20 protein-coding genes and 1 pseudogene are annotated in these 23,007 nt (G+C 45.2%); 11 read left to right on the top strand and 10 right to left on the bottom strand.

Features of this window, described 5'->3' with window-relative positions:
- Positions 1–6: 6 nt before the first annotated feature.
- Both HGH47_RS05790 and HGH47_RS05785 read right to left on the bottom strand, forming a co-directional pair.
- Positions 7–1,053: a hypothetical protein gene (locus HGH47_RS05790; protein ID WP_253676258.1), complete on the bottom strand. Its 1,047-nt coding sequence runs from the start codon at positions 1,051–1,053 to the stop codon at positions 7–9.
- 284 nt (positions 1,054–1,337) lie between these two features.
- Entirely contained in the window at positions 1,338–2,918 is a 1,581-nt protein-coding gene (locus HGH47_RS05785; protein ID WP_432910931.1) for a hypothetical protein, read from the bottom strand.
- Between the two features lie 110 nt (positions 2,919–3,028).
- Between HGH47_RS05785 and HGH47_RS05780 the strand changes: the two genes are divergently transcribed.
- From HGH47_RS05780 to HGH47_RS05750, 7 genes and pseudogenes are all read left to right on the top strand, one after another.
- Complete coding sequence (locus HGH47_RS05780; protein ID WP_212566093.1) at positions 3,029–3,307, top strand: helix-turn-helix domain-containing protein; 279 nt, start codon at positions 3,029–3,031, stop codon at positions 3,305–3,307.
- A 161-nt stretch (positions 3,308–3,468) separates the two neighbouring features.
- Positions 3,469–3,762 (top strand): type II toxin-antitoxin system RelB/DinJ family antitoxin, encoded by a 294-nt coding sequence (locus HGH47_RS05775; protein ID WP_432910928.1) that lies wholly within the window; start codon positions 3,469–3,471, stop codon positions 3,760–3,762.
- Between the two features lie 103 nt (positions 3,763–3,865).
- Positions 3,866–5,851: an ATP-dependent helicase gene (locus HGH47_RS05770; protein WP_432910925.1), complete on the top strand. Its 1,986-nt coding sequence runs from the start codon at positions 3,866–3,868 to the stop codon at positions 5,849–5,851.
- Positions 5,852–5,898: 47 nt separating this feature from the next.
- Positions 5,899–6,396 carry a hypothetical protein gene (locus tag HGH47_RS05765; RefSeq protein WP_432911032.1) on the top strand — a complete coding sequence of 166 codons (498 nt, stop codon included), beginning with the start codon at positions 5,899–5,901 and terminating at the stop codon, positions 6,394–6,396.
- A gap of 27 nt (positions 6,397–6,423) precedes the next feature.
- On the top strand, positions 6,424–7,251 hold the full coding sequence (locus HGH47_RS05760) for a purine-nucleoside phosphorylase (protein ID WP_432910922.1): 828 nt from the start codon (positions 6,424–6,426) through the stop codon (positions 7,249–7,251).
- Between the two features lie 10 nt (positions 7,252–7,261).
- A pseudogene (locus tag HGH47_RS05755) lies at positions 7,262–7,411 on the top strand (S4 domain-containing protein); the annotation flags it as partial.
- A 69-nt stretch (positions 7,412–7,480) separates the two neighbouring features.
- Complete coding sequence (locus HGH47_RS05750) at positions 7,481–8,401, top strand: RluA family pseudouridine synthase (protein ID WP_253676266.1); 921 nt, start codon at positions 7,481–7,483, stop codon at positions 8,399–8,401.
- Here HGH47_RS05750 and HGH47_RS05745 read toward each other — a convergent pair.
- Both HGH47_RS05745 and HGH47_RS05740 read right to left on the bottom strand, forming a co-directional pair.
- Positions 8,328–8,873, bottom strand: a complete 546-nt coding sequence (locus HGH47_RS05745) for a histidine phosphatase family protein (protein ID WP_212566527.1) — start codon at positions 8,871–8,873, stop codon at positions 8,328–8,330. The genes HGH47_RS05750 and HGH47_RS05745 overlap by 74 nt on opposite strands.
- Before the next feature lie 56 nt (positions 8,874–8,929).
- Positions 8,930–10,078 carry a hypothetical protein gene (locus HGH47_RS05740; protein ID WP_212566096.1) on the bottom strand — a complete coding sequence of 383 codons (1,149 nt, stop codon included), beginning with the start codon at positions 10,076–10,078 and terminating at the stop codon, positions 8,930–8,932.
- A 150-nt stretch (positions 10,079–10,228) separates the two neighbouring features.
- Between HGH47_RS05740 and HGH47_RS05735 the strand changes: the two genes are divergently transcribed.
- Complete coding sequence (locus tag HGH47_RS05735; protein ID WP_212566097.1) at positions 10,229–10,663, top strand: Holliday junction resolvase-like protein; 435 nt, start codon at positions 10,229–10,231, stop codon at positions 10,661–10,663.
- A gap of 228 nt (positions 10,664–10,891) precedes the next feature.
- On the opposite strand, the gene HGH47_RS05730 is transcribed toward HGH47_RS05735, so the two are convergent.
- On the bottom strand, positions 10,892–11,752 hold the full coding sequence (locus tag HGH47_RS05730) for a sigma-70 family RNA polymerase sigma factor (protein ID WP_212566098.1): 861 nt from the start codon (positions 11,750–11,752) through the stop codon (positions 10,892–10,894).
- Positions 11,753–12,176: 424 nt separating this feature from the next.
- Here HGH47_RS05730 and HGH47_RS05725 point away from each other — a divergent pair, with 424 nt between their 5' ends.
- A complete protein-coding gene (locus HGH47_RS05725; protein ID WP_212566099.1) occupies positions 12,177–12,443 on the top strand; it encodes a co-chaperone GroES in 267 nt (88 codons plus the stop codon).
- Between the two features lie 80 nt (positions 12,444–12,523).
- On the opposite strand, the gene HGH47_RS05720 is transcribed toward HGH47_RS05725, so the two are convergent.
- On the bottom strand, positions 12,524–13,294 hold the full coding sequence (locus HGH47_RS05720) for an outer membrane lipoprotein-sorting protein (RefSeq protein WP_212566100.1): 771 nt from the start codon (positions 13,292–13,294) through the stop codon (positions 12,524–12,526).
- A 78-nt stretch (positions 13,295–13,372) separates the two neighbouring features.
- On the bottom strand, positions 13,373–13,768 hold the full coding sequence (locus HGH47_RS05715; RefSeq protein ID WP_212566101.1) for a type II toxin-antitoxin system HicB family antitoxin: 396 nt from the start codon (positions 13,766–13,768) through the stop codon (positions 13,373–13,375).
- 634 nt (positions 13,769–14,402) lie between these two features.
- Here HGH47_RS05715 and HGH47_RS05710 point away from each other — a divergent pair.
- A complete protein-coding gene (locus HGH47_RS05710) occupies positions 14,403–14,891 on the top strand; it encodes a hypothetical protein (RefSeq protein ID WP_230974584.1) in 489 nt (162 codons plus the stop codon).
- 26 nt (positions 14,892–14,917) lie between these two features.
- Positions 14,918–15,097 carry a hypothetical protein gene (locus HGH47_RS05705; protein WP_212566102.1) on the top strand — a complete coding sequence of 60 codons (180 nt, stop codon included), beginning with the start codon at positions 14,918–14,920 and terminating at the stop codon, positions 15,095–15,097.
- Positions 15,098–15,380: 283 nt separating this feature from the next.
- Here HGH47_RS05705 and HGH47_RS05700 read toward each other — a convergent pair whose 3' ends face one another.
- From HGH47_RS05700 to HGH47_RS05690, 3 genes are all read right to left on the bottom strand, one after another.
- Positions 15,381–18,149 carry an efflux RND transporter permease subunit gene (locus HGH47_RS05700; RefSeq protein WP_212566103.1) on the bottom strand — a complete coding sequence of 923 codons (2,769 nt, stop codon included), beginning with the start codon at positions 18,147–18,149 and terminating at the stop codon, positions 15,381–15,383.
- A gap of 145 nt (positions 18,150–18,294) precedes the next feature.
- Complete coding sequence (locus tag HGH47_RS05695; RefSeq protein ID WP_432910913.1) at positions 18,295–21,504, bottom strand: AAA family ATPase; 3,210 nt, start codon at positions 21,502–21,504, stop codon at positions 18,295–18,297.
- Positions 21,494–22,825, bottom strand: coding sequence for an exonuclease SbcCD subunit D (locus HGH47_RS05690; RefSeq protein ID WP_432910910.1), 1,332 nt, complete (start codon positions 22,823–22,825; stop codon positions 21,494–21,496). The genes HGH47_RS05695 and HGH47_RS05690 overlap by 11 nt, the downstream gene beginning before the upstream one ends.
- Between the last annotated feature and the right edge of the window lie 182 nt (positions 22,826–23,007).

The following is a 23,007-nucleotide window of genomic DNA, read 5'->3' as shown; positions in this document are numbered from 1 at the left end:
CTTATGTTAAGCTATTAGCTTTTTTGCTTGTAAGAACGTTTCAGTATCCTGCAGTGTTTGTTCTATATCTGACTTATTAATACTGGGCTTCTCGCCTTCTGTTTCGCTCTTGTTTACAATATTTACCTTGCACATATTAAAAAGGACGCCTACCAATAAACTCGTGTTATGTACAGTTACCTGCTGCTCAAGTGTAAAATTATTCCAATCTATTGTGTTATACATAGCGGTTTGGCTGTTAAATATGGAATACAACAGCTTGATATGAGAATCGTAGATATTTTTCACTTTGATAAGAGCAGCGTTATATCGTTCTGCGATATTTTTAAGATCATCTAAGTAGGGACAAATGGAGTCGATTTCATTTTCAGCCTTTTTCATTTGAGCCCATGCTTCATCTGCCTTATCGGAAAGGGAACTACCGGTAATATTGAAAATAATACCGCCTACCAGTAACCCGACTCCCAAGGTTGCACCGCCGAGTATTAGACTTCCCAGCGCCATTCCACCGCCGCCAGCCGCGAGACTTCCTCCACCTAAGGCTGCAAGGGTTGCATTTGTGGCCGCAGCACCGCTTAAAGTTGAAATCGCAGTACCGGTGGAGGCAGTTCCAAATGCCATAATCGCTCCGGTAGTAAGTCCCGAAGCGGCAAGCCCTCCGGCAGTTCCTAAGCCGGCACCGCCTAAACCACCGAGTAATATTTCAGCACCGACGGAAACTTCTTTTATCTTTTCCTTATCATACGGAGGGATCTTCACGCCGTTTTTTTCATACGGTTTAAACTTCGGACGGTTTTGTATTATTTCGATCAATGCTTGAAAGTGTTTAAAACTTTTCAAGGTGTTGAGTTCAAGTTCTCCTAAAGTATCCATAGCATTTGTTGCAGCTTCTTGTTTTTCTTTGAATCTGCGCTTATTTCTATCGTGCCTCCTTTGTGCAGATTCTATTGTGTCATGCGCTTCTTTCATTTTTATTCCACCGTGAATACCGGCGCCGGCTCCTATCAGTCCTGCTGCCGCGGCAGCAGCTCCGAGAATTAATGGTATGGGCATAATCGCCTCCCTTCTTTATCATCGTTCTTGTAATTTTTTTGCCTGTTCTTTTAGCATCTGACAGGCTTGATAATTTAAATTATAGTAATCTTCTTTACTCATGGTATGCTTAAAATACCGGTCAAAAGATTCATCCACTCTGCATAGCAATGGTCGCTTATTGTAGATGCTACATATATTTCCGTCTAAATATTTACATACGCCGTCTCCTCTATCCAAGTTTGTATATAAATGGGACTTATCCACATTTCTACAGCATTCGCCGCAACGGTTACATTGAAACATTATTCAAATACCATACGGGCATTCTTATCTTTCATAAAAGAATCAAAACTGCTGTGCGTGCGCCACGGTATTTTCATTCCGATTGTTTCAGCCGCTTTGTAAAGCATTGTATTTAATTCTTGTTCCGTCTTTGCATTTTCTAAATTACAGGCGAGATTGATATACAGCGCTGTTTCTTTTTTGAACTGCTCGATATCAATTTCCATAAGCTTTGCCGCATACTCTGCAAAATATGCCGCTTGTTGTTTATAGTAATTGACAATGCGCTGCGCTGACGGTAATGCGTTAAAAAAATCGGTGAGCTTACGTATAAGAGGAGACCTATCAAGAAAATACAGGAAGGTACAGCTCAAAATACCGGTAACAAATGTTCCGCAAAAGCTCGGCAGAATTGTCCCGATGACGGGGAGCGTGCCAATACCGGTCGAACGAACCGCTTCTGTTACTAAGATACCGGTAATCACGCTTGCTCCAGCTGCCAGTATTTTTACTGCAGCTTTGATTCTATCACCGGGAAGGTATCCATCCGGATTAATAAAGATAATTTTAAAGGCCTCTACCAACGAAGCCCATGACTGGCGTATTATTGTAACGGTATTTTTTGCAGTAGTAAAAAAAATATTGCAAAGAGTGGTTGTCAAGCTTGCCATTACACCGCCCTCTGCTCCCTGTAGGAATTTTGAAAAAAGTTCTTTGTATTTACGTTGTGCCGACTCCCAGCCGTTTCTGATACCGTTTCCTATTGCAGAGATAAATTCTTCAAACTTAAAATCCGCCTGTCGGTAGAATCGATTAAGCTCGTCTTTTATACTGAACCAGATTTCGGTAAATGCAAATCCGAGCGCTTGCCGTACACCCATACCTAAGCCCACGCCGGTTGCCGCAAATGCAACATCTTTGCGGAATTGAGAACCGGTATAATACGCCCGTGCAAGTTTTTGTTCGTATACTTTTCTGGCATTCGCATCTTTCCGGCGCATGGCTGCTTTTTGTTTTTCCGTATATTCACTGCCGTGTTTATCTAAAAATGTATCCATATCATCAGCTTTTTTTGTCCGGTTAGTGTGCCGGTTGGTTGCTTGAAGATTTTCATCGCTGTTAGCCAAGTCAGTACCTTTCAAATCGGTAAGCAACCTACCTCTGTCATCATGTATTTCTTTTGCGGAAATGACATGATCAAGATCGCTGGTACCGTTTGCAGGAATATCTTCGCCCGTATAAGCATCTTTCAGCGTTCCTGCTTTTCTTTGCTTGGAAACGGTACGGTTTTTTTCGATGTACCGTTTATCGCTATGATAGTCTGCTGAATTGTAAGCTCCGCGTTTTTCATAGGCTTCGGCATTTGCTTTATTTTTATAGGTCATGTTATCGTCAGTACCGATTTGTCTGACATTATGAATAGTATCTACATCACCGCCATGCCGGTCTTTTATAATAAAATCCAATCCGAAGGAGTTAATGATACTTTCGATAATAACTCGTTCATACTGCATGAGAAGAGAGTTCTCAACGGAGTCTTCCAGATCAGGTTCAAAATCTTTAACAGCTCTTACGGCATAGCTGCCTACAGCATTTCCCATATATTCCCTCTTTTTCATTTACTGGCGTATTACCTGAATAATACTATATTTATAATTATAGCACACGTTATGACATTGCTGCAACACTATATTTTATTAAAATTGAATAAATGAGTGTGCTTCTGGAACAACAGCAAAAGGTTATTCTCAATTTACGGAAAGAGCGGGAAAAGCAAGGTTTGTCGCAACTTGAATTGGCTTTGAGAGCAAATATTTCACAAAATATGATTAACTATGTTGAAACAGGAAAACGGACACCGAGTTTGGATACGCTTTTAAAAATATGCCAGGCATTAAACATCAGTCCGGCTTCATTATTTTTAGATACGAATGAAGAAAAAGAAAAGGCAAAAGACACAATCATGACATTAGTACAGCGGTGGATGTGATTTTACAGACATCTTTATAAATCAACAGCCCCGATGCGGCTTGTGCGCATTAAACCTCCCCACGAATAAAGAGGGGCGGTATCGAAATGCATATCGTTATACATTGTATTGCATTTGTTCGTACAAAATGGTATAAACTCCTGTATCAAGAGGCACTACTCATGGCAAAGACGGCAAATATTACTATCAGAATTGATCCTGAAACAAAAGCAAATGCGGAACAGCTTTTCTCAAGCTTCGGCATCACCGTAACGGATGCGATCTCTATTTTTCTTCATAAGTCCATTATGGAAGGGGGACTGCCCTTTGAGGTGAAACAACCCCGCTTTAATGCTGAAACCGAAGCGGCAATAGAAGAAGCGAGAGGCATTATTGCAGGGAAAATACCTGCAAAACGCTATGGTTCCGCTCGCGCCTTGTTTAATGAGCTGGATACGGAAATAACCGCCGAATGATGATGTTATTTTGAAAATCAATACCTCTCTCCGACTAAACGAACAAAAGGCTCCGCTTCTTCCATATCTTTTCCCCACCTTTTATGCTATACTCCTCTCTCTTATGAATACGGAACATTTGAATCCTGAGCAGGCGAAGGCGGTTAATACGATTAACGGGCCGGTGCTGATTATTGCGGGGGCGGGGTCGGGGAAGACGCGTGTGATTACGTTTAGAATTGCGCACATGCTGGAAAGCGGGATTCCTCAGTCGCAGATTTTGGCGTTGACTTTTACGAACAAGGCGGCGCGGGAGATGGAGCAGCGCATAAGAGAGCTGACGGGTAAGAAGTTACAGAATTTAACGATTAGTACTTTTCACGCGCTGGGGGTGAAAATCCTGCGGGAATATATTGACCGGCTGGGATGGCGGCAGAATTTTAGCATTTACGACGAGGTTGACCGCAATCAGCTGATTAAGGAGTCGGCGAAGGAACTGAAAATTGCGACGGAAACGCTCGATGTGTACGGAGTGGGGACGCTGTTTTCTCAGATAAAGACGGGGCAGAAAAATTTTACGGCGCAGACGGCGGTGTATCGTCCGCTGTATAACGAATATCAGGCGGGGCTCAAGCTGTTCAATGCGGTGGATTTTGACGATTTGATTATGCTGCCGATTAAGCTTTTTACCGAACATCCTGATGTGCTTGCGGTGTACAAGAACCGCTACCGGTATGTGATGGTGGATGAGTTTCAGGACACGAGTATTCAGCAGTATCAGATGATGCATTTAATTGCGGATGATAATGTCTGCGTGGTAGGCGATGATGATCAGTCTATTTATTCGTGGCGGGGGGCGAATTACGAAAATATCCGCCTGTTTGAAAAGGATTTCCCGCATTTGGTGGAGATTAAGCTTGAGCAAAATTACCGTTCCACCGGTACGATTTTGGCGGCTGCGAACGGGGTGATTTCGCACAATACCAACCGGAAGGAAAAAGCGCTGTGGTCGGGGAACGGCTCCGGCAAGCCGATTGAAATTTTTATCCCGGAGAATGAGGCGGCAGAGGCTGATTTTATTGCGGACACCATCCTTACGGAGAAGATGCGCGAGAACCGGAGCTATGCGGACTTCGGCGTTTTGATCCGCACCAACGGCTTAGGGCGCGCGATTGAAGAAGCCTTCCTCGATGCCAATATTCCGTACCGGATGTCCGGTGGCACGAGTTTTTTTCAGCGCAAAGAAATTAAAGACATTATCAGCTATCTGCGGGTGATTGCGAATCCCGACGATGATATTAACCTCTTGCGTATTATCAACACACCGCGGCGCGGCATCGGAAAAAAAACACTGGAAACGCTCTCCGCAATCGCAACGGAAAAGGAGTGCTCTATCCGCATGGCTATTCACGCGCTGCTTGAGCGCCCGCCGGATGACTTCCGCGAAAAGAGCCTTGCCGATTTGGAGGAATTTGTTGAGCTGATAAGTTCCGAACGGAAACAGCTGCTTTCGGGAAAGGGCTTGGCAAACAAGGTGCGGAAACTCGTGGAGCGTATTCAGTATTTTGACTATCTGACGCAGGAATTTCAGAAGAACGAAAAAGCGGCTCGCTTTAAGTTTTTGAATATCGAAAGCCTCTTGCAATCGATCGACACGTGGGAGACAAACCCCGACAACTTTGACCCTTCGCTATATACCTACCTCAACCGCATCACGCTGCTGAGCCGCGATGATCAAAATGAGGAGGACTCAGGCGAGGTGAATATCATGACTATCCACGCAGCGAAGGGATTGGAGTTTCCGGTGGTGTTTATTGCAGGCGCCGAGGAAGGCATTATCCCCCATGCCCGTAGTATGGAAGAAAATGCAGGGGATGTAGAAGAAGAGCGCCGCCTGTTCTATGTCGCTATTACCCGCGCCCGCGACAAGCTCATTATTACAAGCTGCCGGACTCGGCGCAGGCAGGCGGGTTTACTGGAGTGCAGCCCCTCACCGTTCTTGGAGGAAATTCCTGCTGATTTGGTACAGTACCACGAACCGGATACGGAACCGGAAGAAGAAGACATCGCCAAGATGTTTGCGCAGATGAAGAAGAAGTTTTCGATGTAAGGGGTTTATACTTGTAAATATCTATAAACTGATATATAGTGAAAGCTATGTTAGTTGATGATAGAATAATTGCTGAAATAATCGTAAGGATTGGGCGGCATTACAATGAAAATATCGCAACACGTTTCTTACGCCCGTTGTTTGCACAAATTCTCTCTAATATTGATTTATCGCGACATATTGTCGATTTAACCGAACATTCCGAAGATTTTGTCTTACAAGGATTCCATCTTGATGATCTTTATTATGACATTATCGCGCTTGCTCGTTTTATTTACTTAGTACGGCGCGATGTTCTTCCCAATATTAATTCGATTACCGAAGCAAATACCAAAATGGCAACTGCTGATAAAGTGTACCGCAATATGGCATTCAGTAATTTAGGTCCGAACCTTGACCTGTTGTCTTCAATGGTGCTTGAACTCTATCATGCGACGCTCCAATACGATAGAAAATTAGCCGGAAAGGGCAAAACCGTTGCGAGCCGTATCGCAGATTTGTCCGACATAGAACGCCTGTTGGCAAATGCCGATGTAGATGCTTAGTCGATACGGATGCTTAAAGGAAACTATATGACTGCTGAAGAAAAATTGATACAGTGTTTTAAGAATCTCAAAGATCGCGTTCCGTATACCCCAAAAATTGCACTAGTGCTTGGCTCAGGACTGGGCAATCTTGCGAACGAGCTGCAGGTCGAGGCAACGATTCCGTATGCTTCCATTCGCGATTTTCCGCTTTCTACGGCACCGGGACACCGTGGGGCATTCGTGTTTGCTAAAATCGAAGGGATTCCCATCGTCATTATGCAAGGCAGGATTCACTATTACGAAGGATATCCGATGACCGATGTGGTACTCCCCATCAGAATTATGAAGCTGATGGGGGCGGAAATCCTTTTTTTGACCAATGCGGCAGGCGGGGCGAACAAAAACTTCAGTGCAGGTAATTTTATGATGATTACCGATCACATCACCTGTCTTGTGCCTTCTCCGCTCATCGGGAAAAACTTTGAAACCCTTGGCGTGCGCTTCCCCGATATGACTCAAGTGTATGATAAAGCTCTTCGGATGCATATCAAAGCAGCGGCTGAATTTTTGCATATTCCGCTCCAAGAGGGAGTGTACTGTCAATTCACCGGCCCTGCGTATGAAACACCGCAGGAGGTACGCCTTGCAGGGATACTCGGCGCCGATGCTGTCGGTATGAGTACCGCCGTGGAAGCAGTCGCGGCTCGGCATGCCGGTATGCGTGTCTGCGGCATCTCGTTTATTTCCAACCTTGCAGCGGGTATCAGCAGCTCGTTATTGAACGAACAAGAAGTGCTGGATGCAGGGAAAAAAGCGGCTCCTCTGTTTAAGCAACTGGTGTTAAACAGCATCGGCCGCATGGGAAACGCATAAAACGGAATTTATTCTTTCGGAAAACGATGCCGGCAGGCGGCTTGACCGCGTAGTCAGAAAATTTCTGGCGGATATTCCGCTTTCGGCGCTGTATGCAGCAATCCGTAAGGGCTTAATCCGTATCAATGGCAAGCGGGCTACGCTTAATTACCGGACGGCAGTAGGCGATACGTTATCGATTGCCACATCATTGCTCCCCGCCGAAAAGCCGTTAATGTCTCCGGCGGGGATGCAAACGCACCAGAATAATCCGTGCCGGAAGAAAACCTTCAGCAAAAATGCCCTGCATGATACGGAAATACCTGCATACGGTAGGCAAGGCCACGCTCCGGACAGACAGGCTCGTACTTCTGCCGATATACCGATCTTGTTAAAAACAACCGACTTGCTTATTGTCAATAAGCCTGCGGGAATTCCCGTACACGGGGTGCACAGTATCGATACGCTGCTTTCCGGGGCTGCACATCTTTGCGGCAATACCCTAAAGTGCGACACTACGGTACAGTTATCCCCCAATAGACCGCCTCCTGTCCGCTTCGCTCGTAATTCTCGGCAAAGTCTTTCTTTTAAACAAGGGCCGCTGCATCGGCTCGATAAAGATACCACCGGAGTTCTCTGTTTTTCTCGGACACTTGTCGGGGCTCAATGGTTTTCTCAATGCTTGCGGGAAAAAACGGTAGATAAATACTACTTAGGCGTTGTACGCGGCGCCATGCCGTCGCAGCTTATTACCGCCGAAGACGAAAGCGGTAAAACCATAACGCAGTGTTATTCGCTTAGTTATAATAAAGGGATCGATGCGTCGCTTATGCTGTTTAAGCTTATTACCGGTAAAAAACACCAAATACGGAAGCATACTGCGAGTGTAGATCATCCGTTGGCTGGAGATCGTAAATACCGCGGAGGAAATCCGCTTCCTGCGTGCAAGCGCTACGTACTCCATGCGTGGCGGTTGTATTTTCCCGCTTCAAGACCGGCGGATATCCCCGCTTTCATTGAAGCTCCATTTTATTTCGAGATGGAAACTTGTATCAATCGATATTTTTCGAGCTGGGAAAAAATAGCGTCCGCTGCTCTTATAGATCAAACTCAAGCAGCTGGCAATTCTCAATTTCTAACTGGAGTAATTCTTCTGCCGAAAAAGGTTTAAAGTACGTATAGATAGCCGCTGTTAGCACGCCGTGGCAGACAAAGAGGATATTGCCGTCTCCTGTATGCTTATGCTTTACGTCTTCTATAATACTGTATGCACGGTGTGCTACTTTCGCAAAGGATTCACCTTTGGGAAATGTTAAAAAAGGATTTTTATGAATGTATAAAATTTCGGGGGTATTCCACGGTTTTCCTTCAAAGTCACCGAAATCGATCTCTTGCAGGCGGATATCCGGCATAGCCGTAAGCTGTAATGCCTGTTCAATATATGCAGCCGTATCTCTTGCCCGTTTAAGTGGAGATACGTAAATTGTCGTGATATTGTTTTTTTCTTTATCTTCTTTTAATCGGCTTGCCAAGTTTTGGGCTTGCATCCGCCCCTTTTCCGTCAACATAGATTCCGAAACACCGCAAGCCAGTTCTCTTACATTCAAATCCGTTTCACCGTGGCGCACAACAAAAAGCTTCATGGCAAAAAGTATAAGCAAATAAAGTTTGAACTGCAAGAGGCCGCATTGTTGATTGCTTAAAGACTGTAATTGAATGTTTCGGCGATTACCGTTTCACCCAAATCGGTACGGGCGAGCGAAATTGCTTGAGCTTTTGTTTTAGCTTTCGCAGTATGGGTAAAGGTAAATCGGTTTATCTTTCGTGCTTGTTTAAAATCCCAAATCGATATGTCAGCACGTACGGTACAGGTAAAGGTACTATCTTCCGTTGTTTCTACCGTAATGTACGTCCTACCGAAAATAAAACGGTCTACAGCAGCACCGATTTTCGTTTGAGCAGCACGGATAACGGAAGCCTCATCTGTATTGGCTAGTTCACGATATTCATCCAGCCCGATCCTGCTGAATCCCCGCTTCATTAATCCCGTAAGCAAGCGTGTTGCTGTTATATTACCGGAAAAAATCGGTGTATTATTTTCATCATAATCAAGAATAGCAATAATAGACGGTATCCGTTTCTCTGTTGTTGCAACTTTATAAGGGAAAGAAACGGAGAGGTTGTCGGTTGCCTCATCAGCTAAAGCGGTAGACTTTTTGACCGGACAAAGGCAAAAAAATAGTTTTCCGTCGCATGCTCGGTTGGATGTGGGAGGGGTAAAGTATAAAAAACCATCGGAATCCGTCCGTACAAGCTCTTTTTTTAAAGCGCTGCCGGTACCGGCGGACGGATAGAGAACGGTAATAGGATAATTATCGAGAGGAAACTGTTTTTCGGGGGCGGTAATGACAACACGTGCCGTAAACGGCTGAGTGAACGGAGAGTCGGCATTCACAGGTGCGGGGCTGCTGACCGCCTCGATGGAAATAGTCTCCAATAGCGGTTCTATTCGATTGCGAGCTTCGATGAGAATCGCATTATCTTCTTGTCCATTGCACGATTCATAAATAGCATTGAATAATGCAAGCATCTTATGTATATCGTAGTTTTCAACAGCCTGCGTAAGCTCGGGAAGCAGCCGTGCAAGTGTTTGCTTTTCCGATACTGTTTCAGTAATCTCGTTACCTGATTTCATTGTCCGAGGGGATTGATTCACGTATCCTTGTTCAAGAGCTTCTCTCGATTCCGTTACCGGCGATGCGGTATCCCCTTTGGTTGCTATTGATGCACAAGAAACAACTAATGATAAAAAAAAGCAACAACAGAGTACAGAACCTATACGATACATACACTAACGCCTCAACTTCGTAGAAAAAATCAACTCTTATATCGGATACTTTAATAGGATCCTTTAGGAATACAACAGATAACCGATACTCACAGTAACACAGCATACGGCATTTTACGCCGACCAAAAGTTTTTTCGAGGAGGAAAATTATGTTTGATACGGTAGAAGTAAAACTCTTGCTGCTTATTCTAGCGATTGCAAGTATCTCATTCATTATCATCGCTTTCTTCCTCGGAACAAAAATAGGACGACTTACCGCAAGCAAGCACCTCGCTAAAGAGATAAAAATTGCCCGTGAAGATGCTGTTAAACGGTCTCGAGCGGTTTTGAACGGACAGCTTTCCGAACAATTTGCAGCGTTCTTTCCCGGTTTTCCTGCCGATCCGACGGAAATCCGATTTCTCGGAAAACCGGTAGACTTCGTCGCCTTTCCGGGGCTTTCTGCGGGAGCCGTTGATGAAGTACTGTTCGTCGAAGTAAAAACCGGTAATGCAACACTTTCAAAAGTCGAACGTTCGCTGCGCGATGCCGTAGAAAAGAAGAACGTCCGCTACACCGAGTACCGAATACCCACTCACGCTTAAAAAGGCTCTGATGCGGTTACCTTCCTTTTGTTCGAAATTTTATCCAAAATTTCGAACAGTTTATTTTAGAATAAGGGCGACCGCATCAGACGGGTATATAAACGAATCGCGGAATAAATAGGCTGTGAGACCATTTGAGACGCAACGCGGCGAAATTCCGGTTGAACAGCCTATTTATTCCGCGGGGGCATTAAAAAGCCAAGCTGATGCGGTTGTCCCAGTCGAAGGTTATGCGACGAAGCTTTCGAGTTCGTGCTGATGACCTATCGACTGTAACCGTTCAAGCGCTTTCTTTTCAATTTGGCGGATGCGTTCTTTGGTTAAATTGAACCGCATACCGACTTCCTTCAACGAAAGCTGCTCGTATCCGTTTAGTCCAAAGCGGTAACGGAGAATTTCAGCTTCCCGCTCAGTCAAAGAAGCAAGCAATGTATCGACATTTTCGCGCAAATCAATATCAAGTGCATAGCTTTCAGGCTGCATATAACGGGTATCTTCGATAAAATCACCGGTACTGGCAGCGCTGTTATCATTGAATACCGGCGCATCCAAAGAAACGGGGTCGCGGGCAGCATTCATAATCGTCCGTACCATTTCAGGTTCTATACGGAGTTCCTGTGCGATGGCGGTTAGCTCTTTATCTTCCGGTTCGCTTCCGGTTTTTCCCGTAAGTTTACGAGCTTTTTCAATCTGTACTAATTCGTTTGCCCTGTTCAGCGGAAGCCGAATCATGCGGGATTTTTCGCAGATGGCTTTTAAAATCGCTTGGCGAATCCACCATACTGCATACGAAATAAACTTATATCCCTTATCGGGATCAAAGCGGTCGGCAGCATTCATCAATCCGATATTGCCTTCGCTGATTAAATCCATAATCGGAATATTTTTATTCTGATATTTTTTTGCGACATTGACCACAAAGCGCAAATTCGATTCAATCAGTATTTTTTTCGCCTTCTCATCACCGGCAGCAGCGGCTTTTGCATATTTAACTTCGTCTTCTACCGACAACAGCGGTATCTTGTTTATCTCTCTTAAATAGGTTGCAAAGACATTATTATCCGCACGTGTATTCCGTATTTTTTCCATAAGTCAAACTCCTTGCAAGTGATGTGTACGATATTTCGAGGCAATGCAGCAAACCGAAATTCGCCGGTTAAAGGGGCATTCTGATGTGCACCTTATTTAAACCGTGTATGCTTATTATTAAAGCAAATACTATGCCAATTTTTTCAAGATAAAAGATGGTACGATGAAAGAGAAAAGAGCCACAAAAATACTTACATTGCGGGCATTTTAGGCATGGAATTATAAAAAAAAGAAAAAAACTTGCCTTTTTATATCTTTGTTTGTATATTAAATATAACCTCGTATGGTTGAAATGACACACTCAGTATAAATATGATTAAAACTGGGTTAAATTGACACAGCTATATCCGGTTAAAATGCCCTTGATGTCATCGGGGCATATTTTTTTACTACCGAAAAGTACAGTATGATAGGAGGTTCTTACATGAAAGTACGGCCATTAGCAGACCGTGTTTTAGTAAAGGTCGATAAGGTAGAAACTAAAACCGCAAGCGGAATTATTATTCCCGATACCGCACAGGAGAAAACACAGACGGCAGTTGTCGTTGCCATCGGCGATGATAAAGAGAAGATTAAGGTGTCGGTCGGTCAAAAAGTGATGCACGATAAATACGCAGGGACACAGATTAAGATCGACGGTGAAGATTACCTAATTTTAAAGGCAGGCGATATCGTCGCGGTAATTGAATAACAGTTACACCGATACGCATCTGATGAACCGGTATAGCCGATAGGCATACCGGTTTTTTTTATGCGATTATGCTCTGTTACTTAACGGCCTTGCTCCAAATACCGCGGGGTAAAAATCTTATCAGGGATATTCATATTATATTGCATTTTGATAATGTTGATGGTCGTTGCCGTATTCGTTGCGAGGGTTGTCATTTTAGTAATCCGAGGAGTGTCCACGCCTTGGGTTGTCTCGTAATTGCTCATTTCCATGATTTTTACCAATACGTTTTTCCGGTCATAAAAGGCAATCTTTACCAAATGCTTGGAATCTTTTTCTACCCACACATTAGTCTTGGAATACTCGGATTTCGTATCTTTAGGAACGCCCTCGATGACATAGCACAAAACTCCGCCGTATTCTTCCTCGCGCAATATCTTGTATGTGTCCAAACTGCTGTCCCGCTGTAGATACGACATATCATTATACGAAAAATCAGTACCGAGAAAACTTTCAGTCCCTTCAGATTCACCGGTAATACGGCGGACTTTCCCGAGCGACGGTAGATAAATCCGCTGATCGGTAACACCGTCTTTTGCAATCATCAAAAAACGCGTTCCTTTTACATTTGCCGGCGCTTTAATTTCCAAAAAGGTGCGGTGATCATTTTCTTTTTGCACGGAATATTGATCGACCAACAGTTCCGCCATCGTCGTTCCATTTCGTTGGATTTCCATCTTTGCCCGCGTCCCGATTGTTTCAATTGTTATTTTTGACGGAGCGCCCTTCATAATGGATTCGGCGGCTTCTTCGGCAAAAAGCACTGCGATGCTGCAGAGCAATAAAAAACAAAGCATTAGTAATTTTTTCATTGTTATACTCCCTTGATGAGCTTACAGTTCGGTACTATAACACAAAATAAAACCTGTCGCAAAGGGCTTTTCACAAATTCAAAATGCTATTTCTAGACGTTGCTTTAAAGCTTTTTGTAATTCTTGTGAAAAATTTAGGTGCGCATTTTCGGCAGCCGAAGCAAGCCATGCCGGTATCGATACATTTTTGCGAACAACTTTTGTATCCGTTAGAGCACGATATTTATAGGTGTCAGCCTTTATTAAAGAAATATTTTCATTCGCACCGTATTGAATAGCATGTTGTGGAGTCGATGGCGGAATAGGTAAATGCTCATCTTCCGCTACGCAAAGCCAAGCAGACATAGCATCTTCCATTTGCTCAATTGCATCTACCAAATCCGATCCTGTTGTTATACATCCGTTAAGATCGGGAACTCTTGCATAAATCTTACCGTGTTTATTGGTGAAAACAGCTGTATAGGTATATTTCATTTTCTATCTTCGTTCATAATTTCTTTTCTTATACCGCAAATCATCTTCATCAAAATAATGTCTTTGAAGCGGAATTGAACGGCTTTTTTCAGCATTGAAATATATGTCATGGTTACTGCTATGTCTTTTTAAAAAGTAATGTACGTTCTTTAGTTCCCGTATCGCTTGTTTGTACGCATTCATCACTCATCGATTTAAATATATTTATACTATACATATTTTTACACACTGCATCAAGTTGTTGGTTGCTTTTAACTACGGTCGCTAACGTGTACGTATAAAAATAACAGTATTGAATTTATTTTATACTTTTTTACAAAAAACTCTTGACTTTTGAGGGGGGGGGGGGGGGGTATTATGGAAGAAAATCTGAATAAATAAAATATTCCGATTTTTATGACAGGCTGAAAAAAACGACTGAACGGCGAACGAATAGTTTTATAAAACAGTTATTTGTGCTGTTGATTTATATCGTATATTTCAGTCAATATATTTTATGAGGTGTAAAGATGATGCATAAGCCCCAAGGAATCACAAGTCAGCATGTACTCCGGCAGTTCCTAAAATTCCGTTCCGGATATTTACCTAAAAGTATGATTACTCATAACCGTTTATCGTTAAAAAGAGGTGTATTATGGGCGTAAAAAAACTTCAGCAAAATGTATTTAGATTTACTTCTGTGTTATTAAATACAGCGTTTTTGTTTATTCTTTTTCTTATCTTTTTCGCTTATATGGTTTCTAAAGATACGGGTTTTTCTTTTCTTGGTGTGATAATTATGCTGATATTTTTTTATATCTTTTTCATTTGGTTCCGAGTAGAGAAACAGGGGATCATATTGGATTTAGATAAACGAGTAATAAAGTTAAAGCCGAACTATTTTACAGCGCTTTTTAAACCGTTCGGTAAATTAAGCCAAAACGTTATTAATCTGGATGAAATTATAAGTGCATCGTTGAATTTTGATGCTCATGTGGATAAAAACAATAAAACATCGATATCCTATGGCGTAAATCTTACGGGAACATTCGGATCAAAAAACCTTGATTTTATGACACGTGAAACTGCTCAAAGTTTATATGCAATGATTGCAAGCGCTTGTAATTTTGATACTATGTATTGAAAAAGCGAGATGAGAGGATGTTTATTATGAACAATTCATCTGAGAACGGAGGCAGCTTAATGAGCGTAATTACACTAATTGCAGCTGCGGGTTCCGTCATTGGGCCGCTTCTTTTTCCCGGAATTGGAACAGTTATCGGATTGGGAATTGGCGCAATAATCGCAGGGCTTGTCATTATTATTAATGCGATAAACAACAAAAAATGATATAGATATCAATTCTGTATTACAGGCGGAGTGATTTTTGTTAAGAAGCGTATTATAGCATGATAGCAAAAATCATTCTTTCCTCTAACATTTATACAAATATTATTCTCTACTTCTATCTCCTGCTCTTTTCCCAACTCGTTATCGGATCCGTAGATATGCTATATAAAACCAGCGCTTTTGAAAATAGATAGTGTAGATACGAGGCGCAAGCACAAATTAACCGCAGGCGTATCTTTGATACGTTGAGGATTAATTTGTGTGCAGTAACGAAGTAGATGCGCTATATATTTTCAAAATCCCCCGGTAACGGCTTCGTAATAAACCGCGGCTTTACAATCGAAAGGATGGTCGGTAGTACCGTTAAGCTTGCAAAAGAGCTGGTACCCATCACCAACGCAATCAATAGACCGAGTTCTGATAGCATATTAAACTTTGAAAGCATTAAGACGGCGAATCCTGCACCGACCGACACCGCATTAAACAGAATTGCCTTACCGGAACCGTAGAACGTGTGGATAAGGAAATTCCGGTCGTCACGTCGTTTGGTATATTCATGGTGATAGGCGGCCAAATAGTGGATGGTATAATCGATACCGATACCGATTGCAAAACTTGCCACCATTGCCGTCCCGATATTGAGTTTTATACCAACGATTCCCATAAAGCCGAAATTCAACGCAACGGAAATCATCAGCGGGATAATGCCGATAATACCCGCAATAATGGAGCGGTAATAGACCGCTAAAATTAAAAACACAATGCCGAACGACACCGCAACGGAAATCAGCTGGGATTGTACCACAAGGGTATTCAACGACTGTTCGATAAACATTGAACCGTTCGGCTCTACGGATATATCTTTGGGGAAATTATCCTTAACATACGCCATAATCGCTTGCAAGGCCTGTTCACTGTCTTGTTGACCGAGCGTCCGCAGCTGAATATTTACTTTGAGCGCGGTTGGGGTATATGTATCGTCAATAAAATCCTGTACATTCCCCGCCAGCAGGAGAAGGTAGTTTTGAATAAGCGCGGTAAGCTCTTCCTGAGTTTCTTTGCCGTATTTGTGAGGATCCGTAGGAATTTCGTAGTAGGCAGCGCCTTTATAATTGATATCCTTTTTTAACGCATCAATCACCTCGGTCGCAGAAACATATCTGCCGCGGCGGGCTGTTTGAGCAGCTGCAAGTTTTTCGATGATTTCAGAAAAAGTATACGCCGGTTCTTTTTGCGTTTCCTTTATGGTGTGTCCTGCTTTACCGGAAGCCGAGGTGGATGGTTCCGAATCACTCCATGTGTCAACATCATCAAAACCCCATGAGCTGTCTGCATCTCCGAAGTCGCCAAAATCGCCAAACGAATCTTCTTCTTTTTCGGTGGAGTTCGCACCGGAAACTACAGTCGAGGTAGCAGCTGTTTGTCCATCGGAGGACGACAGGGGAGTACGCCCTGTAGCTGCCAGTCCTGCTGCCGGAGCATCCGCATTATACACTTGATTGAACCGTTTAATAACGTCCGCCAGCGAGGTAATTTTTCCTACTTCGGGGATATTTTCTTCCGCATACTCGGCAAGAGAATCGATTGCCTGCAACACATCGGGGCGAATAACATCTCCCTGTTTCGTCCCCTTGATAACTAAGTTCAGTAATTTTGAACCGCCAAAATTTTCTCGGATAAACGTATCGGCTTTGACAACCTGTACATCCGGTTCAAAGTATTCCATTAATACGTTGTCGATAACGAGTTTTGAAATCCCCAAACCGGCGAAAATAATACAACCGAGACTGACCAAAAGTACACTGCGTTTATGTGCATGAACAATCATCAGTGTATCGGCAATAATCCGATCGATAATACCGCTGTGGCTCGATTTTGCCCCAAAGCGACCGCCGATGGTCGGATTACGCGGTCCCCGTAAAATAAGAATTGCAGGGATAAGCGTTACCGCAACAATAAAGGCTGAAAGTACACCAAAGCTCGAAAATATCCCAAACTCAAAAATCGGGACAACGCTCGTAAAGCAGAATGATACAAAGCCTGCAAAGGTTGTCAGCGCCGCTAAAAAAACCGGCGGAATAACCCGCGACATAGCTTCGACAATCTGTGCTGAATGCGTTTCCCGAGAGATTTCCTTGCTCTGTGTTACTTCATCAAAATAGTGATTGATAACATGGATACCGTATGCACTACCAACGGCAATCAAAATAACGGGTAGCACCGTCGAAAGGATAGTCAATGGAATTTGCAACAGTGCCATTGCACCGATTGCCCAAATGCATGAAATAATAACGGTGAGCAGCGGTAAAAATACGCCGGTAAATCTTCTAAACGAAAAAAATAAGACGCCCGCCACGATGATGACGACGATAGGGACAAGGAACATTAAATCATGACCGGTTGCTTCATTGACAATTTCGCTAAAAACCGGTGTGCCGGTTACGTAGGTAACGGAGTCCGGAAAGTCCCATTCCTCCGCGATGCGCATTATTTCACGGCATACGGAAACCGTTTCCGGGGATCCGCTTTCTTCCTGTTTTATGTTAAGGAAGATAATAGTCTGTGTGGCTTTTAAATCATCGGAAACCAAGCTTCGATTATAGGTGTCCATCGAACGGAGCCGTTCGGTAATTGTCTTCAATTCTTCCGGCGAACCGGTTAAATGTTCCGGCACAAGTTTTTCGTTCACAATTGAATCATCCGCCGCTTCGATATGGGTTGTTGTCGTAAGCGAAACGACATTTTTTACAAGCGGTAATGCAAGCAATTGTTTATCCAGCTCTTGCATTTTTTCTAAAAATTCTCGATCAACGACCGTCGAATAGTGTCGTTGGATTCCGATCAGGAGCGGCACCGAATCGCCGAATATCTTTGCCATTTCGGCATCCGCTATTCGAGAGGGATCGCTTTCCGGTATAAAGCGGAAATTATTATTATCAAATCGGATACGCGGAAGCTGCAATGCAAAGAAGAGCGTGATGCCGAGGATAATACCCAAAGTAATACGCGGATGTTTGTATAGTCTTTTAACCAGTGCGTTTTTCAAATTCATAAGCACCTACTTTGACAGGCGGGATACTCTAAAGCTAAGGTATTTAAAGAATTCCGCAAATAAGCTTAAAGGAAATATCTAAAAACTGCGGTTTTTAGAGGTTGCCAATTAAGAGTCCTTATACTATACCCCCATCCGAGTAAAGTCAAGGATGAAGTTTACCTTGCCGGATGGATGAACCCGTTCCGGTTTTTATCACTTCAATCTTTTGTGGGATGCGGCTTTGCAGTTCGCTGACATGCGAGATGATGCCGACCATCCGGTTCCCACGTATTTCGTCTAAGATGCTGACAGCGTTTTCCAAGGCTTTTTCGTCAAGCGACCCGAAGCCTTCGTCGATGAACATCGAATCTATTCTGATGCCGCCTGCTCGTGCCTGAATGGAATCGGCAAGGCCGAGCGCAAGACTGATGGAGGCCATAAAGGTTTCCCCGCCGGAGAGGGTCGCAGAGGGGCGGCATTTACCGGTGTAGGCGTCGGCGATTTCCAAGTCGAGGCCTCGGTATGCGTTCCCTGCGCCGTGCTCTTCACTGACGGCAAGCCGGTACCGTCCCTCGCTCATCCGCTCAAGCCGCTTATTTGCAAACATGGTTACTTCATGCAAAAAGGCGGAAAGAATCCACGTGTCGAACTGGAGTTTCCGCGGATTGCTGCCGCAGAGGTCTTTTGCAAGGGCTACCCAGTTTTGCGCCTCCGCCGTTTTAACTGCGAGGGCTTTGGTCAGTTCCATGTGCTGGGCGTGCAACTCCTCCAGCTTTGCTTTCTCCGTATTGAGGACTTCGAGCCGCGCCTGTATTTCGTCATACCGTTGGCGCAGGGCTTCGACGGCAGTTTCCAGCTCATCGAGATCGCGCTGCTCCGTTGCGGTAACGTCTTTTTCCAATCCGGACGCCGCCTGCTTGTACGCCGCGTACTGCTCATAAAAGGTGTCGATTTCGGTTTTCCACTGCGCAACTTCCGGTTCGCTGCACACGGCTTGCTGTAGATCTTCCAAATCGGCAAAACCTTCCTTTATATACGCGGCTTCGAGCTGTGCCGTTTTTTCGCTGCGCTGCTGCGAGCGTTCCTGTCCGTGCGTTTCCGCTGTGGAAAGTTCGCCGCGGATCCGTTCAAGGTTTTGCGTTGCTTCGGAAACATCGGTATGGTAGGCGTTGATAGTCAGTTTGAGCTCTTGCAGCAGCGCTTCGCATTGCTCCAACGCGGTTTCGGCATCAGGAACTTCATATTGCTCCGGTGCGGTCTGGCCGGCAGGGGCATCGGGGGCTTTGTTTCTGCCGCCGGTTTCCTGGTTGTCCAAAATTTCCCTATCCGCGCTCAACTGAACGCTACGCAGGTTTTCGGGTAGCTGGGAAAAAGCTTGGTCAAACTGGCGGCGTTTTTCTTGCAGCGCGGCGGAAACTCCGCTTAAGCGTTGTTCCGCGCTATGGTGCTGCTGCGTACATTCCTGCCGCTCCCGCTGCAAACGGCGGGCTTCTTCTTCCAGCGTTTTGTGTTCGGCAAAGGCTTTGCGGGATGCGTTGTACGCTTGCACCGCCTCGTTGATCTGCTGAGCGGTTTCCTTAATGCGGCATTCCGCCGCATCCTTTCCTTCCGGAAAGGGCGCCGTGCTGCATTCTTTATACCGCAGCTGTAAATCAGCCGCAGTGGCCGCCCGTTCATCTATTTGTTTTTGATAGTTTGTATACGAAGCCTCCGCACCGGCGAGCGCCGTCTGCGCTTTTTCTTTTTCGTGCTGTAGTTTTGCTGCGCTCCGTTTTGCCGCTTCTATCCGCTCGTCAAAGCTGAACGCGCTTTCTGACATACCTTGAGCCGGTGCAGGGTGATGTACCGAACCGCAGACAGGGCAGGGACTTCCTTCTTCGAGATGTTCCGCAAGCGCCGCCGCTGCACGCTGCCGTTCCGCTGCTTTTTTTTCTTTTTCTATTCTATCGATCTGTTCCGCTTGAATATCACAGTCGCGGGCGATCTCTGCAAGCTGTGTCCGCGCATTATCCGCAGCCTGCGCATAGCTGTGCAAAAAGGTGGTGAGCTGCTCTTGTTTGCATAACATATCGTGCAGCTGTTTTTCTATGTCGAGCCGGGTTTGCAGGCTGCGGTAGGCGTGTTCCCGCTCGTCAAGCGCATCGACGACAGGAGCAAGGGCTGCGGTTTTTTCCGTAACGGCGGCGAGCTGCGCTTCGATGCGTTGCAGTTGCGCTTGGGCGGCGGCGGCGGCGCGTTTCAGGTTATCTTCTTCGGCTTGCTCCGCTCCGATTTCCCGTTCCAACACGGCGGCTTTCCGCAGGGAATCGATGACGGCAAAGAGGCTATCCCGCTGGTGTTCCTTTGCCGCTATGTCGGTTTCTCGCTCCTGCAAAGCGTTCATGCGGGCGGTCAGTTCTTCCATGCGTTCCCGTTTTTCCCGTATCTGCCGCTCGTCCGCCGCACATGCTGCTTCCAACTCAAGGAGCTGATTTACGTGGACTGCGAGCGGAGCCGCCCGCTGCGCTTTTTCGATTTTCGCTTTTAAATTGCGGATATCCTCTTCACGGATGCGGCATGCTTCCAGTTCTTCGATAACTCGCTCCAGCTCTTTTCGCTTCTCTGCAAGTATTTTTTCCTGCTCAAGCTCGGTATTCTTTGTCTGTAGGGCGGTCAGGACACCACCGTGTTCATCCCTGATACGGTCAATTTCGTTGAGCAGCTCCGCGCGGTCGCTTTCGTAACGGTGGTAGACAAAGCGGGTATGCAGGGTTTCAAGGTTTGCTTCTATTGTATGAGCTTCCTGCTGCAGCATATCTGCGCGGAGCTTCGCTTCCTGCATCAAATCCGAGTACCGTTTGATAGGAAACAAGTGCATCAGCGTCTCTTTTTTATCGCTCGACTGCGCCCGCAAAAACTGCGCAAATTCTCCCTGCGGCAAAAGGACGATGCGGCTGAACTCTTTGTCGGAAAGTTTAATCAGATTTTGGATTGAAGCATCGGTTTCCCGCTTGTTCGTCGATGAGCGGTTTTCCCAGCTGCCGTTTTCGTAGCATTCGAGGGAGACTTCTTCCGGTGTTTCCAGTTTTCGGCCTTCTTTGGTATACGGCAGCTGCCGTTTTATTCGGTACAGCTGCGGACCGATAAAAAAGGTGAGTATGACATCGGATACTGCATAGTCGTCTGCAAAATGGCTCCGCAAATTCCGCATAACGCCCGATCTTCCGCCGAGCGGTTTTCCGTAAAAGGCGTAAGAAATGGCGTCAAAGAGCGTGGTCTTTCCGGCGCCGGTTTGTCCGTAAATTAAAAAGAGGGAGCCGAGGCTGTCAAAATTGACGGTATGCTCGCCGGTAAAAGGGCCGATGTTGTGCAGTATCAGTTCTTTAGGTCTCATCAATAGCCTCTTTGCAGAGCTGTTCAAAAAGCTCCTGCTTCATTTGGTTCGGCTCGCCGTTAATAACGATTTCAAACCGGCTAAAATTTTCGGCTAACGTGAGCGGGTCTTCAGCCGTCCGTTCGCGGAGTGTCAACTGTTCTTCCCCATCCTGCTGTTCCCGATTCATAAAACTCTTTTGCCGGATACTCAGCAAAAACGGAAATTTCTGCCGCAGCAGCTGCATCGGGTGCGCAATGACTTCGGCATCGTTCAGTGTGATTTCCAGATAGCAACCGCTCCATTCGTCGTAGCGATTTCCGGTAAAGAACTCTTCAAAACTGCCTTCCAGTCGTTTAAGCGGACGTTCGGAAATAATGGGTATCCGTTCAATGTTGAGCGGAGCCTTTGCACTGTTCATATCGGACTGCTGATTTGCCGCATCAAACAGTTCTGTGCGGGAGTTCGTTATTTCCGCATCGAAAAGCTCCGCATGAGCTTTAGTTGTTTCACTATCGAAGAGTTCCGCACTAACTTTCGCTTTGTTTTTCTTTTCGGCAGCGTTTTGTTTCGGCGTGCAGTCGATATCTATCGAAAGAACACACTTGGAATCCTCCGATTCATCAAAGGAGTAGGGGAGAGGAGATCCCGAATAATACATTCTGTCGGTTATCCGTTGGCAGCGGTGCAGGTGTCCGAGCGCAACATAATCGAAAAAAGAAAAAAGGTCGGGATTGACATATTCGGCGGTACCGATAAAGGTGCGCTCGCTGGAGGAACTCTGCCCGCCAACGGTAAAAAGGTGCGCCGCTAACAGCGCGGGTATGCCCGGCGGCACCGCTTGTTTCAGTATGTGCGACGCAACTGCCGCCATTTCCGCTTGTGAATCACCCGCGGCGCGGCATGCTTCTTTTTTTTCTTCCGAAAAGGTTCCGAAGTTTAAAAACGGGAGCAGGTATACCGCAAGTTTTTCCGCGCCCTTGGTAAGAATCACCGGATCGGCAAGCCTGCTTGTATCCTGCGCAATATAGATGCGCTGATTTTGCAGTATTTCGCGGGCAAAGGCGAGCCGCTGCGCGGAGTCGTGATTGCCGGGAATGATAAACACCGCCGTATCGGGACAATCCTCCCGTATCCGTGCAAGGAACCGGCTGAAAAGCGAAACCGCCTCCGCCGAAGGAATGGCGCGGTCATACACATCGCCTGCGATAATCAGCGCTGCATAGTCGTCCCGTGTAAGGATATCATGAATATCGTTCAACATTTTTTCCTGCAGGCCGAGCAACGGCGTTTCATGCAGCGTCTTTCCCAAATGCAGGTCGGCGGTATGGAGCAGTTTCATCCTTGCTACTGTATGACTAATATCCGGTTCTGTAAAGAGGCGAAAAAATTCCTCAAGCATAAAAAATATGATATATGGGAACCTCTAAAAACATCAAACCTATCGGCTTGTTCTGTAAGGAAGTGATTTATCATATCCGCAAAAGCGGATTGCGAATCCGTTTTTAAAGGGTTTCTTTAGAT

This window comes from Treponema sp. OMZ 805 (genome assembly GCF_050937395.1).
In the GTDB taxonomy this organism is placed as follows: domain Bacteria; phylum Spirochaetota; class Spirochaetia; order Treponematales; family Treponemataceae; genus Treponema.
Note: the sequence above shows the minus strand (reverse complement) of the source record. Positions and strands in the feature narration are given on the sequence as shown.

What these genes read in the sequence shown, in the direction of transcription:
- HGH47_RS05790 (WP_253676258.1), bottom strand. Translation starts at nt 1,053, where the DNA reads ATGCCCATACCATTAATTCTCGGAGCTGCTGCCGCGGCAGCAGGACTG.
- HGH47_RS05785 (WP_432910931.1), bottom strand. Translation starts at nt 2,918, where the DNA reads ATGGGAAATGCTGTAGGCAGCTATGCCGTAAGAGCTGTTAAAGATTTT.
- HGH47_RS05780 (WP_212566093.1), top strand. Translation starts at nt 3,029, where the DNA reads ATGAGTGTGCTTCTGGAACAACAGCAAAAGGTTATTCTCAATTTACGG.
- HGH47_RS05775 (WP_432910928.1), top strand. Translation starts at nt 3,469, where the DNA reads ATGGCAAAGACGGCAAATATTACTATCAGAATTGATCCTGAAACAAAA.
- HGH47_RS05770 (WP_432910925.1), top strand. Translation starts at nt 3,866, where the DNA reads ATGAATACGGAACATTTGAATCCTGAGCAGGCGAAGGCGGTTAATACG.
- HGH47_RS05765 (WP_432911032.1), top strand. Translation starts at nt 5,899, where the DNA reads ATGTTAGTTGATGATAGAATAATTGCTGAAATAATCGTAAGGATTGGG.
- HGH47_RS05760 (WP_432910922.1), top strand. Translation starts at nt 6,424, where the DNA reads ATGACTGCTGAAGAAAAATTGATACAGTGTTTTAAGAATCTCAAAGAT.
- HGH47_RS05750 (WP_253676266.1), top strand. Translation starts at nt 7,481, where the DNA reads ATGCAAACGCACCAGAATAATCCGTGCCGGAAGAAAACCTTCAGCAAA.
- HGH47_RS05745 (WP_212566527.1), bottom strand. Translation starts at nt 8,873, where the DNA reads ATGAAGCTTTTTGTTGTGCGCCACGGTGAAACGGATTTGAATGTAAGA.
- HGH47_RS05740 (WP_212566096.1), bottom strand. Translation starts at nt 10,078, where the DNA reads ATGTATCGTATAGGTTCTGTACTCTGTTGTTGCTTTTTTTTATCATTA.
- HGH47_RS05735 (WP_212566097.1), top strand. Translation starts at nt 10,229, where the DNA reads ATGTTTGATACGGTAGAAGTAAAACTCTTGCTGCTTATTCTAGCGATT.
- HGH47_RS05730 (WP_212566098.1), bottom strand. Translation starts at nt 11,752, where the DNA reads ATGGAAAAAATACGGAATACACGTGCGGATAATAATGTCTTTGCAACC.
- HGH47_RS05725 (WP_212566099.1), top strand. Translation starts at nt 12,177, where the DNA reads ATGAAAGTACGGCCATTAGCAGACCGTGTTTTAGTAAAGGTCGATAAG.
- HGH47_RS05720 (WP_212566100.1), bottom strand. Translation starts at nt 13,294, where the DNA reads ATGAAAAAATTACTAATGCTTTGTTTTTTATTGCTCTGCAGCATCGCA.
- HGH47_RS05715 (WP_212566101.1), bottom strand. Translation starts at nt 13,768, where the DNA reads ATGAAATATACCTATACAGCTGTTTTCACCAATAAACACGGTAAGATT.
- HGH47_RS05710 (WP_230974584.1), top strand. Translation starts at nt 14,403, where the DNA reads ATGGGCGTAAAAAAACTTCAGCAAAATGTATTTAGATTTACTTCTGTG.
- HGH47_RS05705 (WP_212566102.1), top strand. Translation starts at nt 14,918, where the DNA reads ATGAACAATTCATCTGAGAACGGAGGCAGCTTAATGAGCGTAATTACA.
- HGH47_RS05700 (WP_212566103.1), bottom strand. Translation starts at nt 18,149, where the DNA reads ATGAATTTGAAAAACGCACTGGTTAAAAGACTATACAAACATCCGCGT.
- HGH47_RS05695 (WP_432910913.1), bottom strand. Translation starts at nt 21,504, where the DNA reads ATGAGACCTAAAGAACTGATACTGCACAACATCGGCCCTTTTACCGGC.
- HGH47_RS05690 (WP_432910910.1), bottom strand. Translation starts at nt 22,825, where the DNA reads ATGAAACTGCTCCATACCGCCGACCTGCATTTGGGAAAGACGCTGCAT.